Origin of the sequence: Curtobacterium sp. TC1 (genome assembly GCF_019844075.1) — a bacterium.
Lineage (GTDB): Bacteria > Actinomycetota > Actinomycetes > Actinomycetales > Microbacteriaceae > Curtobacterium.
Genome location: NZ_CP081964.1, coordinates 1,425,976 through 1,441,927 on the forward strand (window position 1 = coordinate 1,425,976; position 15,952 = coordinate 1,441,927).

The window sequence follows — 15,952 nt, forward strand, 5'->3', positions numbered from 1 at the left end:
TCAACTTGGCTCGCCGTCCTGATGTTCGTCCTGGCCGCTTCGGCGGGGTGGCGCATGACGATCTACTTGCGGCTTCTCAGACGGACTCGGTAACCCATCGGCGAACGGGTCGAGGGGTAGCGCTGTACGCGCTCGGAAACACCCATCATGATTGGCGACGGGAGAGAGTGACCGGGGGCGTGGGGTGACCGAAGTGTCTGGCAGTGGGCCGGGAGGAAGACGACGGGTGAGCGGGGTTTCCGTCGTCCTCGCGATCGCGGCTCTGGTGGCCTTGTTGGTGGCGTTCGTGCCGTACTTCCTCGGCGGTCTCCTGGCCGGGTACGGGCAGGACGGCGGCGACGGTGGTGACGGCGGCGGTCCCGGCGGGTTCGCTGGCTACGGAATCGTCGCGATCGTGCTCGGTGTCGGGATCCCCGGGTGGGCGCTGGTTTGGGGCATCGTCGACGTGCGGCGGACTCGTGGGACACCGGGTGCAGCGCTCCTGGTCGGAGCTGTGGCGCTGGGTATCGCTCTCTGCACGATCGTCCCCGAGTCGGTGACGATCATCCGGAGCTCGGTGCGGCTGCAGGCGGCGTACGAGCGGGAGAACCCGCGGTCAGAGGTGCTGGCGACGGCGAGAGCCGAGGCCCGAGCATCGGAGAGCGCGGCCTCGCCGGCGGGTCGGGCTGCGGAGCGCGACGCTCCCGCACGCCGGGCCGCGACGAAGCAGCGACTCGACGCGGTGAGCCAGGCCCTACTGGATGCGCTGGCGATCACACCGGACGACATCGTCCCGGCGGGGCAGCCATTGCCGACGGGGTCGGCCGCGGCGCGGTCTGTCCGCGTCACCCCGTCCACGGGGCAATGCGATGCGGGATACGGTCCGAAGGCGGGCGTGTTCTACCGGTGGGACCTCTTCCTCGATGATTCCGTCGACCCAGTCCGCGCCGCTGCGGCGGTCCGGGCAGCGGTCGAGGCGACCGTGCCGGGTGCTGATCTGCAGCAGCAGAAGGTCGATGCCAGCTCGGGCCGGCTGGAGTTCACGGACGACGTGTCCGGGTCTCCGGACTTGCACGGAAGCTTCACGTGGGGGGACGGCATCGGCTCGACCAGCCGGATCGTCGCCCTCGACACGGCCTGTCACTGAGCACGTTGCAGTGCGGCACCCGGACCGCGGTCAGCGCAGGTTCGGCGGTCCCTGGTGCTTCGCGATGATGACGAGCCCGTAGATGCGTGACCACACGTACGCGATGATCGCCACGCCCAGTCCCACGAGGCCGATGGCCCCGAGCGCGGCACTGTTCAGGTGAGCGGCGCCGTTGATGCCGAATGCTCCGCCGCCGACGACCGCTGCGATGAACACGACCATCTGGATGCGGAGCTTGAACTGCACCCGTTTCTTGTGTTCCCCGACCGCGATGATGTCCGACACTGTGTCCCCCTTGGTGGCAGACCATCCGCCCCAGGGCGATGCTAACCCGCGGAGCAGCTCAGCACCGACCCATCTGACGCCGACCCTTCGGCTCGAATGGGTCGTTGCAACGGGTGGTAGTTCTGCCATGCTCATCTCATGTCCACGACGACGACGACCGATGCGCGGCACGGCGGCAGACGCCGAATCGGTCCGGTGGCGATCGACGGGCCTCGCCTGGCCGGATGGGCCGTGATGTTCGTGGTCGTGCAGGCCGTCGCATCGGCCTGGCAGGCCTCGGCGACACAGCCCGGTGTGCCAGACAGCGAGTTCGACTTCCAGTCGCATCCGACATGGTGGCTGGTTGCGATCACCGGCGCGGCCGCGGTGATCGGGTGGCAACTTTCCGAGCGGCTCGATCCGTCCGCACGGTTCGGCCCGCAAGCTGTCCTGCGATGGACCGTCAGAGTGATGGCCGCGATGACGGTGTTGATCGTCGTCGCCCTTCCCACCCAGATGATATGGGTGGTGTGGGTAGTCCACCACGGGGTGCTCGATCCGATCACGTTGCCCAACGTCGTGCGGACCGTACGACAGTTCTGATCGCTGACCGATCGTTCACCGGATCGCACCGAGCGATAGCGTCTGCTCATGCGGAACGTCGGGGGCGAGTGTGTCTGGTGGAGTGATGAGGACGGGTGGGGTGCGCTCCGTTCGGACGATGTCGCGTCTGAGGTGTTCGTGCACTTCGCGAACCTGAGCACGGGCGGGAATCACACGCTCCAGCCCGGGGACCGCGTTCGGTTCGACGTCGAGCCGTACCCACCGGGGCAGGACGGCTACTTCTTCCGCGCTCACGAGGTCACGCCGATCTGAGCCGAGCACGGACTCCGTCCGTGTGATGATGGCGCGCCGGGACACCTCTTCGTCGCTACTCCGCGATGGGAACGGCAGCTTCGCGCATCGCGGTGCGAGCGTCGGTGGTGGCCATCCAGTTGGTGAGCTCGGCGGACAGCGCTGCTGGCGCATCGAGCTGGATGAGGTGTCCTGCTTCCGGGATGAGCGTGACCGAGGCGTGCGGGATGGCGTCGTTGAGTCGACGAGCTCGGTCCGCGGGTATCCAGGTGTCCTCCGTCCCCCAGACGATGTGCACGGGCTCGGTGAGCCTGCCCAACTCCGTTTCGATCTCGGTCGTGAAGCGCTCGTCCGCTTGCGCTATCTGACGGTAGAACGCCGGCTGACCTTCCTCGTCCGACCAGGGATCGACGAGTATCCGCAGCTCGTCGACACGGAGGCCCTTGTGACTGGCGCCGCTGATGTAGGCCTCTACGGCACCTCGGTGCACCGCTGAAGGAAGTTGTTCGAAGACCCGAGCGTGCTCTTGGACGAGCTTGAAGAAGGGCGATCCCCAGGGAGCGAGCGCCACCACGTCGACGAGGCACAGCGAGGCGAATCTGGCTCCGTGGAGGAGACGCGCTCGGAGCGCGACGGCGCCGCCGAAGTCATGCGCGACGACGTGCGGCCGATCGAGTCCCCAGTGTTCGAGGAGCGCTGCGAACAGTTCGCCTTGCGTCCCGAGGTCGACAGCATGCGACGGATCCTTGGACGACGCGCCGTACCCCGGCATGTCCCAGAGGTAGACCGTGAACCGCCCGGCCATCGCGAGCGCGATCGGGCGCCAGAGCCAGGATGACCACGGCGTCCCGTGCAGGAACACCAGCGCCGGCCCTGACCCGATGCGGTCCCATCGGACAGTTCTTCCACGCCAAACAAGTTCCTGGGTCAGCTGCCGATCTTCCACCCGTCGATCGTTTCACACACTGGAATCCCACCTCGGAGCGCTTTCCCGCGGCAGGCCGACCCGGTCTGAGGAGCGACCGTTCTGATCCGCTGTTCCCGAATGCGCGGCGAGATGGTCAGCGGTCCGGTGGTCAATGCTGTACCGGCCGGTCCGTCGTCGAGATTCACGTCTCGGTGATCCAGTCGCGGAAGCCTGGGCCGACGATCTCGATTTCGCGAGCCGGCAGGAGGACGCCACCGCGGAACGCTCGCCCCATCCGGCCCGGGATCGGCAGGAGCACCGGGATCACCCCGGGGCCGGGCAGCGCCTTCGTCATCGTCCACAGCGTCGTGGTGTCGGGGCCTGCGACCTCGACCTCTCGCGCGGAGCGTTCGCCGACCACGACGTCGGCGATCACCGCTGCCACGGCATCGAGTGCAACCGGAGCGATCGTCATCCCCGGGACCAGCGCGACGGGTCCGAAGCGCATCCGCTCGAGGTTCTGCCGGGCGAACTCGAACCACTGCGTGGAGCGCACGATCGTGAGGTGCGGGCTGACGGAACGCGCGACTGCTTCCTGGGCGGTCTTGCCGGCGAAGTAGCCGTACCCCTGCACCTCGGGACGCATGCAGTTGACGATGGAGAGCAGCACGTGGTGCGCGCCGGTCGCACCGGCTACCCTGCCGATCGCGCGGGTCGACCCCGTGAAGAACTGCGTGGCCGCTCTCCTGCTCGTCGTGAACCGTCCAGTCGCCTCGATGATCACGTCCGCACCGGCAAGCGCAGCGGTTGCGTCGTCGCGCAACACGTCGAAACCCGTCGACCGGGACAGCTGCGTGACCGAACATCCTCGCGCTTCCACCGCCCGGCTGATCGCGGCACCGGAGATCCCGCCGCCGACAACTCCTACTCGCATGAGCCCACCCGTCCTCTACGTCCGTAGAGAACACTACGATAGTAGAGGCCGAAGGGACAGGTATGGATCGGCGGGAACTGCTCGCAGATGCGGGAATCAGGCTCACAGCGCGCGGAGGTGTCCGCGCGCTCACGCATCGCGCAGTCGACGCCGAGGCCGGGCTGGCCGCGGGGTCGACGTCGTACTACGCCCGCACGCGCCGCGAGCTGACAGCGCTCGTGGTCGCCCGCGTCACAGCGCAACTCTCCGCCGAACTCGGAGCCCTGCAGATCCCCGATGACCTCGACGACGCTGCTGTCGTGCACAGCGCGGCCGCGTTCCTCGAACAACTCGCAGCACGAGCAGAAGCGCAGGCGGCTCGCCTTGCACTCCTGCTCGACCTCCGAGAGGACGAGGAACTCCGCGCGCCGCTCACCGGGGCCGACCCGGTGCGCGGCCGGCTGAACGAAGCAGCTCGATCGCTCCTCGACGCGCTCCGAGTGGCTGACCCTGACCGCACGGCGGTCGATCTCGTCGGCCTCATCGACGCGATGTTGCTGTACCGCACGGCCGCGGTCGCACCGCTCGACCCAGTCGCCATCCTGACCGCCTACATTGCAGGTCTCCCACGAAGGGCGGACAGGACGACGGTGCCCGCATCTCCAGACGAGCCGTGAGCCCACTCGACGACGCTGTCCCTGGTGGCGACCGGCCATTGCGAGAGGGTACCGGCGATGTCGCCGACGCTGTTCTCGGTGTCCCTCGAGACCACGGGTCCGAATGGTCCGGGAATCCTGCGGCTCTTCGGGACCGACCTCAACATGGAGGGACTCGAACTCAAGCCCGATTCGCACGCGGCGAAACGGGAGATGTTTGCCGAGTTCTTCAGCCGTGAACGCCGCGCGATGGAGCGAGTAAAAGGCGACCGGTGATCTCCACCGGTCGCGGGGTCTGAAGGCTGAAACTGCGGACGGGAGGCGCGGTGCGCCGGTACCGGCGGACGAAAGAAGGACAGTCGAGTGCTTGCCCTTCGGTAGTCGATTCTCTATCGACCAGCGTTCGTCCTGAGTGGTGATCCCATCGCCACGACGACGGCGCCAGAGAACACGAGGGTCACCGCGAGCAGTGCGACGCCATCCCCAGCGACGGTCATCAGAGCGCCGCCGCTCACTGCTCCCGCAGCCGCAAGGGTTCTGTTCGCGCTGCGCATCGTGCCGTTCACCCGACCGAGGAGCGCATCGGGTGTGACGGTCTGGCGGAGGCTCATCTCGTTCGCGTTCTCGCACCCCGCCGCAAGGCCGTGAACGGCGAAGGCGGCGAACAAGACCACGACGGTCGCCGGCGGTGCTGCGACGCCGATGCCAACGGTCGCGAGCGCGATGGCCGCCCACGCGATCGGGTACGCGGCTCGAGCGGCGATGATCGTCCGGCCGGCACCGAAGCGGGTGCCGAGGCGCGGCGCCGCAGTGGCGCCGAGGAGCATCGCGACGCCGCTGAGGGCGAGGATGCCCCCGTACACGGCCGCTGGGAGCGCGAGGGTGCGGAGCGCGAGTGTCGCGAACACCGTCAACCCGGCGGCGTTGGCCAGGAACCAGAGATGTGTCGACAGCGCCAGCGGTGCGAGCATCGGATGACCGTACGTCCACCGCAGGCCTTCGGCGATGTCGCTCCGCAGCCTCGTACCCGCGGGACGCGCTGGCTGCTGCTCGATGACGCGGACTCGCGCGATGAGGACAGCGTCGACGAAGTAGCTGACCGCGTCAATGGCGATCGCGAACGGCGCGGTCACGATGCTGACCAGGACACCTCCGAGAGCCGGGCCCACCGTCTGCGCTGCCGCGTCACTCTGGTCCACCCGCGCATTCGCTGCCAGGAGGAGAGGGCGAGGCACGATCCGGGGGAGGAGGGACTGCGTCGCGGCGAATCCCACAACGGACAAGATGCCGAACACGAACAAGGCCGCCGCGGTCACCCAGAGGTTCAAGAGCCCGGTCGACCAGAGCACCGGGATCGCGCCCAGGCACACGCCACGACCGACGCTCGCCCAGATCAGGAGTGGCTTGCGCCGGAACCGATCGACGTACGCGCCGATGATCAGACCGAACAACGCGTACGGCAGGAACTGGGCAGCGTTCACCAGCCCCACCTCGAGGGGGCTGGCGTGCAGAACCGTCACCGCGAGAACCGGTACGGCGACCGCGCTCACTGCCGATCCGAACGACGAGACGGTCGCGGCAGACCAGTACGCGCGGAACCCGTGCACTCGACGCAGCGTGGTCACGTCGTCGCCCATGCGCCAACGCTGGCAGAGCGCAACGCTGGGAGCAAGACAGTTCACACACCACCCGTTTCTGTCTCGGTACCCGATCGTCCATCGGAGGGGTCAGTGGTCATGGACTTCGCCGAGCCAGGTTGTTCCGGCGGTAGTACTCCTCCAAGGCCGCAGGGTCCGGCAGAGACACTTTCGGCCGATCGAACTCGTCGAAGACGTGCCGATACCGGGGACGGTTCTTCCTGGCGGGTCCGAGCAGGAACCGGACCATCTCGATGCGGACACGGTCGCGAGTACCGTCCAAGCTCCCAGCACGGTCGGGCTCGAAGAGACTGCGACGGAAGTAACGGACGATGCTTGCTGCCGTCGAGGCGTCCAGCAGCACCAGACCAGTCGATCGCCGTAACCGGCCGGGGAGCCAGCGCGAGTAGTTGCCGTCGATGACCCAATGATCGGTGTCCATCGCCTCGTTGTGCATGCGCTCAAAATCGGGGTCCGGGCGCTCGACCCACTGTGTTCCGGGCAGGTGGCGGTACTGGTCGAGGTGGATCACAGGGAGCGAGCGGGCTCGGCCGATGGCTGCCGCGAGGGTTGACTTGCCGCTGTTCGATGGCCCCAGGATGCAGATCCGCTGGCCGAGGTCGTCGAGGTCCATCTGGCGAGTCTCGCAGGGGCACCCCGATGACCACCCCTCGTCCACGGTGCCCGGTAGTGGCTCGGTCACCGAGGGAAGCCGCCACTCCGCATCGGTTTCACTCGGTCTGACGACGCCGGCGACGCAGTGCCAGCGTCCCGGCACCGGCCAGGAGGAGCAGTGTCGCGAGCAGCGCCGGTCCAACGGGCGCCTGCGCTCCGGTCGCGGCCAGCGTGCCCGTCGCCCGGGCCGTCGGTGTGCCGGTGCCCCGAGTCGCTGGTGTCACGGTCGAGGTCTGCGTGGACTCCGCAGTGGGTGTCACGGTCGGTCCCGGCGTGGCTGCCGCGATCAGCGGGCTCTCGGTCATCGCCGTACCGGTGAGGCAGTGCTTGAGCTCGGTCTCCTTGACCCAGTTCGACCCTGCGGCGACTGCACGGCACCCGGAGGCGAACGCGATCTCCCGCTCGTTGTAGAGCATGCGCACGAGCGGCGTGTAGGCCGCTCCGGTAGCGGGGTCGATGCCCGCTCGCGACACGACGTCCCACTGCACGTTCGCAGCCATCGGCGTCATTTCAGAACCTCGCCACGGGTTGTTGGCGTAGTCGTAGACGTCGGCGTCCGATGCCGGAGCGGCGTCGTCGGGTGCGGCAACGGTCGATCCTGGCAGACGCAACAGCGCAGCGAACGGGATGATCGTCTCGGCGTGTGCGAAGCGGAAGGTCCCGACCACGTCGCCGCCGGCGACGCGGGCGTCGATCGTGGCGAAGAAGTCGTCGAGCAGGGGCTTGGCGATCGAGTAGGTCTCGTCGTGACCGGTGAGGCTCGGGCCCTTCTCGTAGAAGTCCTCCGCATCGAGCAAGTACGCGAACCACTCGGCATCCGCCGGTCGGCCAGCGAAGTACTGCGCGAAGTCGAACTCGTGCGGAGCGACGTTCTCCTCTTGCATGTCCGCCGCGATGATGTACAGGTTGTACAGCGCCATCGCCGCATCGACTGTGCTCTTGATCGACTTCTTCGGGTCGCCGCAGGCATCGGGATCGGCCTTCGTGTCGGCGCCGGGCGCGCACGCCACCGCACCGCCCTTGGAGCCGTCGGCGGTGTTGTACCAGATGTGTGCCTTGTCCGTCCCGATCGCGGAGATGAACTCGGGCGTGAAGATGCCGGAGAGCAGGTCCTTCGCCGCCTCGACCGATCGCGGCTTCGCCTCGATGTACTGCAAGGCCGCCGCGATCGTGCCGCCGTCACCGGTCTGTTGGGCGATGTAGTCCTCGTACGCCTGTGCGCGCTTGCGCTCGGGTGACCCCTCGGCCTTGTCGGTGCCCTCCGGGTTCTCGACCTCGTGGAAGTAGAGCAGGTCGGGGCGCGGTTCGAGCTTGACGCCCGCGGCCCCGAAGCCCCGCACGAAGTTCTCGCCCGACTCCGTTGCGCGAGACTCACCCGAGGTCTCGGCGACGACGCGCCCGCCCGTCTTGGCCGCAGCTGCGAACAGCTGCTTGTTGCGCTGTGCTGCTCGCGCTCCGATGCCCTGGTGCTGAGCGGCGCCCTGACCGGTGAGCATGCCGTAGCCGTTCGCGACGTTCGCCGCTGTGATGGCGTCGAGGTTCGCGGAGAACTCTCTCCCGATCTCAAGAGTCAGGAACCCGTTCTCGGCCTGCGCGGTCGCGGCGAGACGGTGCAGCAGCGCGTCGTACTTGTACGCGGAGAGCCCCCGAGATCCGTGTCGGGCGACCGACTCCGTGGCGACGGGGGCGTAGCCCGGCGGCGCCGGCGAATAGGCGTCGATGTCCGACTGGCTGGGGGCGATGTAGGGCTGCTTGCTGCTGTAGAAGCTGGCCTCGCCGTCGGCGTGCGCCGGTACCGCGAGCATCAGCGAGGCGAGAGCAGCGACGGCAACGCAGGACAGCGCAGTGCGGGTGTTCATGGGTCCTCCGGTATCGGGACCCTCGGGCGGCGGTCCGACAAGCAGAGTTAGCGGCAGCGAGTGAACAGCGCTTGACCCGGGGGTGACCTGACGGTGCTGCCGGGTACGGCAACCGAGGCCGAGACACCAGAACAGAGGCCAACCGAGGACACGTCGTGCGGCGGGGAGGCGGGATCCCCGCTCACGTCGGAGTCGATCACGAGCTCTCTCCTGAAGGAGATGGGCCAACCCGTTCGTCGACGCGCCCCTGGTAACCCCAAACCTCAGCGTGACGGCCAGGCTGAGGCCGTCCCCGACAGCGATGAGCCCTCGGTTCTTCCACACCACGGATTGTCCTCGGATCGCGCGGACCGGCACAGAAACGCCACGGCCCAGGCTGTGTCGGCCGATGGTCCGTGGCGCTTCAGTCTGCAAAGGAGGTCGTCACTCTTTCCTGTCCGCGTCCCAGTCAATTGTCAGGATGGAGTTCAGAGCGCTGGAGTTGGCCTGGTCACCGGCGGGCTCATCGTTCGTTGCCACAATGACTCGCGTTGCCTGCGCGGGATAGGGCGAATGCTCAACTGGCTCCCAGTCGACCGTCACTGGTTCCCCGACGTTGAGAAATCCGAATGGACGACCTTCGACCGAACTGAAATGCACCCAGATGCCGTCGTCGACGTCATCAACGTCGACGACGCCCCATCCTTCGTCGGAGTTCCAACTGCGCACGATTCCGGAATCTGGCATCGGTGTCCCCTCAGCAGGAGGTAGCGGAACCGCAGCGGTTGCCTGTCGCGGTGAAGGAACCGTACACCTGGAGGGTGGCGGTGCCGTCGCCCTTCACACGCCAGGTGTAGACACCCGAGTAGGCGATGTGCGTTCCGTCAGGTGACCCGCTGTAGTTACCGTGGAACTGATACGAGCAGTTCACGGTGTGTCCAGACTGCGCCTTCTGCGTGACACCATTCTTCGTCCAGTGCTGCGGAGCTTCTGTGACGAGACCCGTAGCTGTTGCGCAATCTGCCGTCGAGAGCTTGATGCCCCAGGGAACGGTGTTGCCGCCGCACTGGTGCTGGACTGTGTAGCTGAGGTTCGCGTCCGAGAATTTGTAGAACTTGTTGCACAGCAACTTGGCGCCCTGCGGACCGGCGACGGCGGGACTCGCAACCGACTGGGCAGCTGTACTCGTGGCCGCCGACCGCGCGGTGGCTGTTGCCGGCTGATCTGAGTCGACATCGTCAGACGGCGTGACGTCTTGGATCGACTGCAGCGTGCCGGTCGAGGTCGTGGTCTTCGACGTTCCGTCGCTGTTGGTGATCGTCAGTGTGCTGGACAGCACCGGCTGATCGGCGTCGGCTACGGTGGCCGCGTGGGCCGGCGCCGCGAGAGTGATGGAAAGAAGGACGGCCCCGAATGGCAATGTCCAGAACGCGGAGCGCTTCTGTGTGATTCGCATGGTGTTCCCCTCGAGCGGCCCCTTGCCGCATAAGCGGGAGCAAAGCATGCGGCACCGCTTCTGACAAGATACGTTCGGAAATCACCGCCGCAGATGCCGGATTATCGCGTCAATCTGTGCGAAGCCTCAGTCCACAAACGACGTGAGTGCGATCGCGATGAGGCCGTTCCAAATCGGAACAATTCGCGCAATGTGTGTCAATCGGTCGGACTGACGTGCCGGCGGAGCCGCCTCCGAGATCCATCGTGACGAGTGGGATTTCCTGCTGACGATGACGAACGGCGAGCCGATACCACCACGACCACGAACGCCGCACCCATCGAACCGGGCGTGCCCGAGTGGGCAGAAGGCATCGCCAGCCGCTTCCACTGCAACGGCCCCCGGACCCTCGGGGATGTCGACGGCAACATCCGAGCGTGCAGCTGCGACCCGGATGCCTGGCGCGCCGGACGCGCAATCTGGTCGCAGAGCGGTGCGACGGCACGGTTCGACGTGATCTTGAGCCGGAAGGCCAGGAGATGACGCAGGCCGGTGATGTCCGCGTCGGCGTGACCTGGACCTGGACCTGCCCCTGCACCTGACCACTGCGGAGAACTCCTGCGCCTCCGGTGCAGCAGGGAGAGTGGTTGCGCTTTCGTTTGCTTCTGCATCCGTCAGGAGTCGCACTCGATGAGCTGCTCGTGTTGCAGGTGGAGCTGCCGTCCGCATCGCTGTGCAACGCGCTCACTGTGCGTGACGATCACGAACGTGGTCCCAGCTCGCTGCAGCTGATCGAAGAGCGCGAGCACGTCGTCCTCGGTCGTCTCGTCCAGTGCGCCGGTCGGCTCATCGGCGAGGACGACGGCGGGGCGCTTCGCGATGGCTCGAGCGATCGCGACGCGCTGCGCTTCTCCTCCCGAGAGTCGTCGTGGGCGCTTGCCGGCGAGGTGACTGATGCCGACCGCCTCGAGGGCGTCATGTGCTCGGTCGACCGAGTCAGCGCGAGCAGGAACGCCGAGCCGGACGTTGTCGAGCACGCTGCGGTCGCCGAGCAGGTTGTGATCCTGGGTGACGATGCCGATGTGACGGAGCCGGTGCGCCGCCATTCTGGATGTGGTGCGCTCGAGCACGTGCCCGTCGTGCTCGTAGGTCCCCCGGAAGTCGGTGTCAAGGCCGGCGAGGATCCGGAGCAGCGTGCTCTTGCCGGATCCGCTCCGCCCGGTGATGGCTACTGACCGATCGTCGTCGCGAAGGTCGAAATCGAGTCGGTCGAACAGCGCTCGGGTCGATCCGTCGGGCTCGGTGATGGTCTTCGAGACGTCGCGCAGCGCGATCATCGTGGGATACCTCTTCGACGCCGGGTGGTCAGTTCGATGCGGACGGCTCGTCGGCTGACCGCGCCGTCCACCACGCACCAGAGCAGGAGGACGGTGCCTGCGCCGAATCGAGCCGTCGCGCTGTCGTTGGGGAGAAGCGCGCTGATCGCGAGGAACAGCCCGAACGCGGCGGTGTACTCGGTGAGGCGGCTTGCGCGGAACAGTCGGTTCGTGTGGTTCGGACTCTTTCCGAGGAGATGGTGCACCCGCGCGACTGGCGCTCGACGGTGATGGAGTAGTCGGTTGAGAAACGCCGTGATGACGCTCACTCCCGCGGTGAGCGAGACGAGCAGCGCGGTGACGAGCACCAGGTTGTCCTGGATGAGCTGGCGGACGAGGGAGAGCTGCACGAGGTAGGTCGGTACTCCGAGCAACGTGTACGACCGGAAGCCGGTGTCGTCTCCGATCGCGTCGAGTCGCGCGACGACGCCACCAAAATCGAGGCTGCGATCAACGGCGAGGTCGGCGTTGAGTACCTGGAACACCAGGCGTCCGAACAGCTCGGGATCCAGCCGGTCGAGTGCTGCTCGATCGAGTCCGGCGAGTGTCGGCGGGTAGGGCACGATGACGGTGTCGTCGAGGTAGTGGTTGGCATCACCGCGGAAGTACATGGCACTGTTCGGTTCGAGGAAACCGACGACCTCGAGCTCCTGCTCCTGCAGGATGACCGAGCCGGTGAGTCGCTGTCCGAGCTCGTACACGCCGCGGTACTCAGCGCCCAGGAGCACCGGCATCTGGCCGGCCCCCCAGTCGACGGCATCCCACTCGATCGGCTCGCCGTCCTGCACGGAGAGCCCCGCGAACTCGTACGCGGTCTCGTTGAGTTGGATCGACTTGATGTCCTGAACACTTCGCCCCGATTCGTCCTGGTACTTCCCGTTGAGTGTGTACTCGGTGCCGTAACCGACGTCGAAGCGGTCGTCGCCGCGGAAGTCCTGCACGGCGACGGGTTGGTCGTACGAGGAGATGAAGTCGAATCCGGGCTCGTCGTCGATGCGATCGACGAACGAGGCGACTTCGTCGAGCGCGTGCTGGTCTCGCCGGATCGCTTCGAAAGCGTCCGGGTCGAGATCGTCGATCACCGTGTAGAGGTCGACGTCGGCGTCAGCGGACAAGCCCTGGGCCACGGCCTGCGATGTGGACTGGGTGAACGACGCCACGTTGTACCAGCAGAGTGCGAGCAGCGCGAGCAGGACGATCTTGGCGACGATGATCGGCCAGTTGGACCGGAGGTCGTTCAGCAGTTCCATCGACGGCTTCCCTGCCAGAACGAAGTGACGGACACGGCAAACACGACGCTTCCGACCGCGACGATGGCGGTGGTGAGGTCGAGGTCGAGGGTGGTGGTCTGCCTGACGACCGACGCGCCCGCGAGGGCGGTCGTACAGGCGGCGGTGCCGATCACAGCGACTCTGGCGGCAGCGCTGCGAAGGGTGTTCAGCGGTCGGAACCCGGTGGTGAAGCGGACGGTGGCGGTGCGGAGTTCCCATCGTCCAGCCTGCAGACCTGCGACCACGGCGATGAGCACGACGACGAGCGCGCCGAGGGCGACCAGGACCGGCGACACGGCGTCGACGTTCGTCCTGCGGTTCGTGCCGTCGTCGATGATCTCGACGCTTCGGCCAGGGAACTGTGCGTTGTAGTGGCGGACACTGTTCGGGCCGTCCAGGAGCAGCCGCTGTGGTGACGCCGAGAACAGCGACGGATCGGCGAGGACCACATCACCGGACAGCAGACTGTCCGCCCGCACGCCAAGGTGTCCCACCACGGTGTACGTCTTGCCACCGACCGCGATGTCGTCACCGTGGACACTGACGTCGGCGCCGGCGAGGGCTTCGCCGGGACCGCCGGTCAGTGCGTGCCCGTCGTGCAGTGGGACGTCTGTCCACCGTCCCGACAGCATCGCAACGGCTCGGACACGATCATCGAGTTCCACGAACACCTTGGTTCCCGGTTCGAACGCGCTCCGCGCACGATCGAGATCGCCGAGGGTCGCGGTCACCCACGCGCTCTGGCCCGTGCGGAGGTCATTGCCTTCCGCGGCGATCACACGTCGGCGAGCGTCGAACACCCCGATCAGGACCGTCAACACCATGGCTAGCAGGAGCAGGCCAGCGATCGCTGTGATCTGTTGCTTCGTCACGTCTTCTCCTCCCGCCTCAGTGGATGTGAACGATAATCAGCCGTTAACATGTCAGACGTAGAAGCTTTTGCCAAGGAAGGTGTCGTCGTCGCGCCCGCCCTGCGGACGCGTGATGGAGGATCTGCAGCGCGACCACGGACAGACGGGAGGCTCGATGCCAGCTGGCACCGGGCCTCCCGTCCGTCATCCGCCCGTGACGCGCGATCCCTCAGGCGGGCTCATGCACGGATCCTCGGAGGCGCGCGACGCGGATGTGCTCGTCGGGGTGTGCTCAGGTCGGCTGGACGACGCCCCCGCGGTCGAGCGTCCCGGTGATCGCGATGAGGAGCGCGGTGATCCGTCGTGACTCTCGGGGGGACAGCCCGGACACGAGTGCGTCGATCTCGTGCCGGGAGTCGCCGACCGCTTCGGCCACCTCGCGCGCCGCGACCTCCGTGAAGTGGAAGTGGTGGCCGCGTCCGTCGCGCGGGTTGCTGGTCCGCGTGAGGTATCCGCGTTCGACGAGCCTGGCGAGGATGATGGTGCTCGCACCACGGCTCACCCCGAGCGCGTTCGCGACGTCGGTCGCCCGGACGGGCTCCCGCAGGTGGTCGAGGCGCATCACGAACTCGAGCGCCATGATCTCGTTCGCGCGGAGCGTGAGACGATCGCGGAGTCGCCACCGCAGGAGGGCGTCGGCAGTCTGCATCGCCGACATCGCCGCCATGAGTGTGGCGGGACCATCGTCGTCCGGCGTCGGTTCTCCGGACTGCAGTGAGTGGGCGAGGCTGCTCATGGTGGACCTTTCGATCGGGTCCGCGACTATCCGTCAGTGATCGGTGAACATCCGCGAGTGGCCATGGAAGCACATGCGACTGGTGTCTGCGTCCCTTTCTGCCGATTGATCGTGGTCCGGTTCAGCACCGGATACGGCACCCTTCGATGCCGATTGTTCACGGATTGAACCAGACCCGCGTCTCACGGCTAGAAAGTCGTTCACGGATTCAACCAACCTGGCAAGTCGCCTGGATCCTCGGAGATCGGCGGAAACAGGCGCTTACTGAGAACACGTCGACTGGCGGTCCGAGTACCGGATCGCCGGGCGGGCTCAGGGGCTCACGGCGGGTGCGGGAGCGCTGATTCGGGTCATGCTCCCGCACCGCGATGAGGGAAGACACGGTTCGGGTCCGCCGGCGCCCTCATCGCAACCGACTCTGACCCCCGAAGCTCCGTGTGCGCCGCGAACCCGGAGGTTCAGGCCGCTGCGGCCCAGCTGCCGAGCATGCGCAACGACTCCAGCGTCGTCGACCCCGGTGCGGCCCGGTAGGTGACGAGGCTCTTGTCGTCTTCTCCGGCGACGCGGAAGGTCTCGACGTGCAGGTCGAGCAGGCCGACCTCTGGGTGGCGCAGCTGCTGGACGCCGTGGCAGCGTTCCCGGATCTCGTGCCGGGCCCAGAGGCGTGCGAACGGGTCACTCCGCACGGCGAGCTCGCCGACGAGGGCCGAAAGGTGAGGATCGCTCGGGTGGAAGCCGGCGTCCACCCGGAGCTGCCCGACGACGTCGGCGGCCTTCTGGTCCCAGTCGACGAACAGGTCCCGGTAGGCCGGGTCGAGGAACACGAGCCGTGCCAGGTTCCGCTCCTCGCGCAGGTCGTGGAGCCCGCCGAACACGATCGACCCGAGTCCGTTCCAGGCCAGGATGTCCGACCGGCGGCCGATGACCAGGGCCGGCACGTCGACGAGCACGTCCAGCAGCCCCTGCAGCGCTGGCCGGACCGCGGTGCGGCTGCAGGCTTCCCGGCGTGCTTCTCCTCGCGGGTTCGCGAGCCGGAAGAAGTGGTCGGTCTCCGCGTGGCTGAGGTGGAGTGCCTGCGCGAGCGCACCGACGCCCTCGTCGGACACACGACCGACGTCGCCCTGTTCGAGGCGCGTGTAGTAGGCCGGGGAGACACCGGCGAGCATCGCGACCTCCTCGCGACGCAGCCCCGGCACCCGCCGACGCCCGCCACCCGGTAGCCCGACGTCGCCCGGTCGGATCCGAGCTCGCTTCGCAGCGAGGAAGCGGCCCAGCTCGCGACCTTCGTCCTCGTCCGCCGTCACCAGCGGCTCGGTCGAAGAGGAGGAGCTCATCAGCCCAGTATGTGGGTG

The 15,952-nt window shown here is 67.2% G+C and carries 18 protein-coding genes; 5 read left to right on the plus strand and 13 right to left on the minus strand.

Annotation, left to right across the window (positions count from 1 at the left end; all coding sequences use genetic code 11):
• Positions 1-226: 226 nt before the first annotated feature.
• On the plus strand, positions 227-1,126 hold the full coding sequence (locus KZI27_RS07870) for a hypothetical protein (RefSeq protein WP_222660392.1): 900 nt from the start codon (positions 227-229) through the stop codon (positions 1,124-1,126).
• A gap of 30 nt (positions 1,127-1,156) precedes the next feature.
• On the opposite strand, the gene KZI27_RS07875 is transcribed toward KZI27_RS07870, so the two are convergent.
• Positions 1,157-1,411, minus strand: coding sequence for a hypothetical protein (locus tag KZI27_RS07875; protein ID WP_222660394.1), 255 nt, complete (start codon positions 1,409-1,411; stop codon positions 1,157-1,159).
• A gap of 138 nt (positions 1,412-1,549) precedes the next feature.
• On the opposite strand from KZI27_RS07875, the gene KZI27_RS07880 reads away from it, so the two are divergent.
• Both KZI27_RS07880 and KZI27_RS07885 read left to right on the plus strand, forming a co-directional pair.
• Positions 1,550-1,993: a hypothetical protein gene (locus KZI27_RS07880; RefSeq protein WP_222660396.1), complete on the plus strand. Its 444-nt coding sequence runs from the start codon at positions 1,550-1,552 to the stop codon at positions 1,991-1,993.
• Positions 1,994-2,041: 48 nt separating this feature from the next.
• Complete coding sequence (locus KZI27_RS07885; protein ID WP_222660397.1) at positions 2,042-2,266, plus strand: cold-shock protein; 225 nt, start codon at positions 2,042-2,044, stop codon at positions 2,264-2,266.
• Between the two features lie 55 nt (positions 2,267-2,321).
• On the opposite strand, the gene KZI27_RS07890 is transcribed toward KZI27_RS07885, so the two are convergent.
• Together KZI27_RS07890 and KZI27_RS07895 are read right to left on the minus strand one after the other, a co-directional pair.
• Positions 2,322-3,191 carry an alpha/beta fold hydrolase gene (locus KZI27_RS07890; RefSeq protein WP_261784178.1) on the minus strand — a complete coding sequence of 290 codons (870 nt, stop codon included), beginning with the start codon at positions 3,189-3,191 and terminating at the stop codon, positions 2,322-2,324.
• 163 nt (positions 3,192-3,354) lie between these two features.
• The gene (locus KZI27_RS07895) at positions 3,355-4,086 is read right to left on the minus strand and encodes a hypothetical protein (RefSeq protein ID WP_222660399.1); all 732 of its coding nucleotides are present in this window, start codon (positions 4,084-4,086) and stop codon (positions 3,355-3,357) included.
• 62 nt (positions 4,087-4,148) lie between these two features.
• Here KZI27_RS07895 and KZI27_RS07900 point away from each other — a divergent pair, with 62 nt between their 5' ends.
• Complete coding sequence (locus KZI27_RS07900) at positions 4,149-4,742, plus strand: TetR/AcrR family transcriptional regulator (RefSeq protein WP_222660401.1); 594 nt, start codon at positions 4,149-4,151, stop codon at positions 4,740-4,742.
• Positions 4,743-4,766: 24 nt separating this feature from the next.
• Complete coding sequence (locus KZI27_RS07905; protein WP_222660403.1) at positions 4,767-4,997, plus strand: hypothetical protein; 231 nt, start codon at positions 4,767-4,769, stop codon at positions 4,995-4,997.
• A 113-nt stretch (positions 4,998-5,110) separates the two neighbouring features.
• Here the strand turns inward: KZI27_RS07905 and KZI27_RS07910 are convergent, their stop codons facing one another.
• From KZI27_RS07910 to KZI27_RS07955, 10 genes are all read right to left on the minus strand, one after another.
• Complete coding sequence (locus tag KZI27_RS07910; RefSeq protein WP_222660405.1) at positions 5,111-6,358, minus strand: MFS transporter; 1,248 nt, start codon at positions 6,356-6,358, stop codon at positions 5,111-5,113.
• Between the two features lie 97 nt (positions 6,359-6,455).
• Positions 6,456-6,992, minus strand: a complete 537-nt coding sequence (locus KZI27_RS07915; RefSeq protein ID WP_222660407.1) for a hypothetical protein — start codon at positions 6,990-6,992, stop codon at positions 6,456-6,458.
• A gap of 97 nt (positions 6,993-7,089) precedes the next feature.
• On the minus strand, positions 7,090-8,892 hold the full coding sequence (locus tag KZI27_RS07920; protein WP_222660409.1) for a histidine-type phosphatase: 1,803 nt from the start codon (positions 8,890-8,892) through the stop codon (positions 7,090-7,092).
• Positions 8,893-9,315: 423 nt separating this feature from the next.
• The gene (locus KZI27_RS07925; RefSeq protein WP_222660411.1) at positions 9,316-9,618 is read right to left on the minus strand and encodes a cold shock domain-containing protein; all 303 of its coding nucleotides are present in this window, start codon (positions 9,616-9,618) and stop codon (positions 9,316-9,318) included.
• A gap of 10 nt (positions 9,619-9,628) precedes the next feature.
• Positions 9,629-10,327 carry a hypothetical protein gene (locus KZI27_RS07930; RefSeq protein WP_222660413.1) on the minus strand — a complete coding sequence of 233 codons (699 nt, stop codon included), beginning with the start codon at positions 10,325-10,327 and terminating at the stop codon, positions 9,629-9,631.
• 653 nt (positions 10,328-10,980) lie between these two features.
• Positions 10,981-11,643 (minus strand): ABC transporter ATP-binding protein, encoded by a 663-nt coding sequence (locus KZI27_RS07935; RefSeq protein WP_222660415.1) that lies wholly within the window; start codon positions 11,641-11,643, stop codon positions 10,981-10,983.
• The gene (locus KZI27_RS07940; protein ID WP_222660417.1) at positions 11,640-12,932 is read right to left on the minus strand and encodes a hypothetical protein; all 1,293 of its coding nucleotides are present in this window, start codon (positions 12,930-12,932) and stop codon (positions 11,640-11,642) included. The genes KZI27_RS07935 and KZI27_RS07940 overlap by 4 nt, the downstream gene beginning before the upstream one ends.
• Positions 12,920-13,825, minus strand: coding sequence for a hypothetical protein (locus KZI27_RS07945; RefSeq protein WP_222660419.1), 906 nt, complete (start codon positions 13,823-13,825; stop codon positions 12,920-12,922). The genes KZI27_RS07940 and KZI27_RS07945 overlap by 13 nt, the downstream gene beginning before the upstream one ends.
• Before the next feature lie 271 nt (positions 13,826-14,096).
• Complete coding sequence (locus KZI27_RS07950) at positions 14,097-14,600, minus strand: MarR family winged helix-turn-helix transcriptional regulator (RefSeq protein ID WP_222660421.1); 504 nt, start codon at positions 14,598-14,600, stop codon at positions 14,097-14,099.
• A gap of 458 nt (positions 14,601-15,058) precedes the next feature.
• Positions 15,059-15,934: a helix-turn-helix transcriptional regulator gene (locus KZI27_RS07955; protein WP_222660423.1), complete on the minus strand. Its 876-nt coding sequence runs from the start codon at positions 15,932-15,934 to the stop codon at positions 15,059-15,061.
• Positions 15,935-15,952 lie beyond the last annotated feature (18 nt).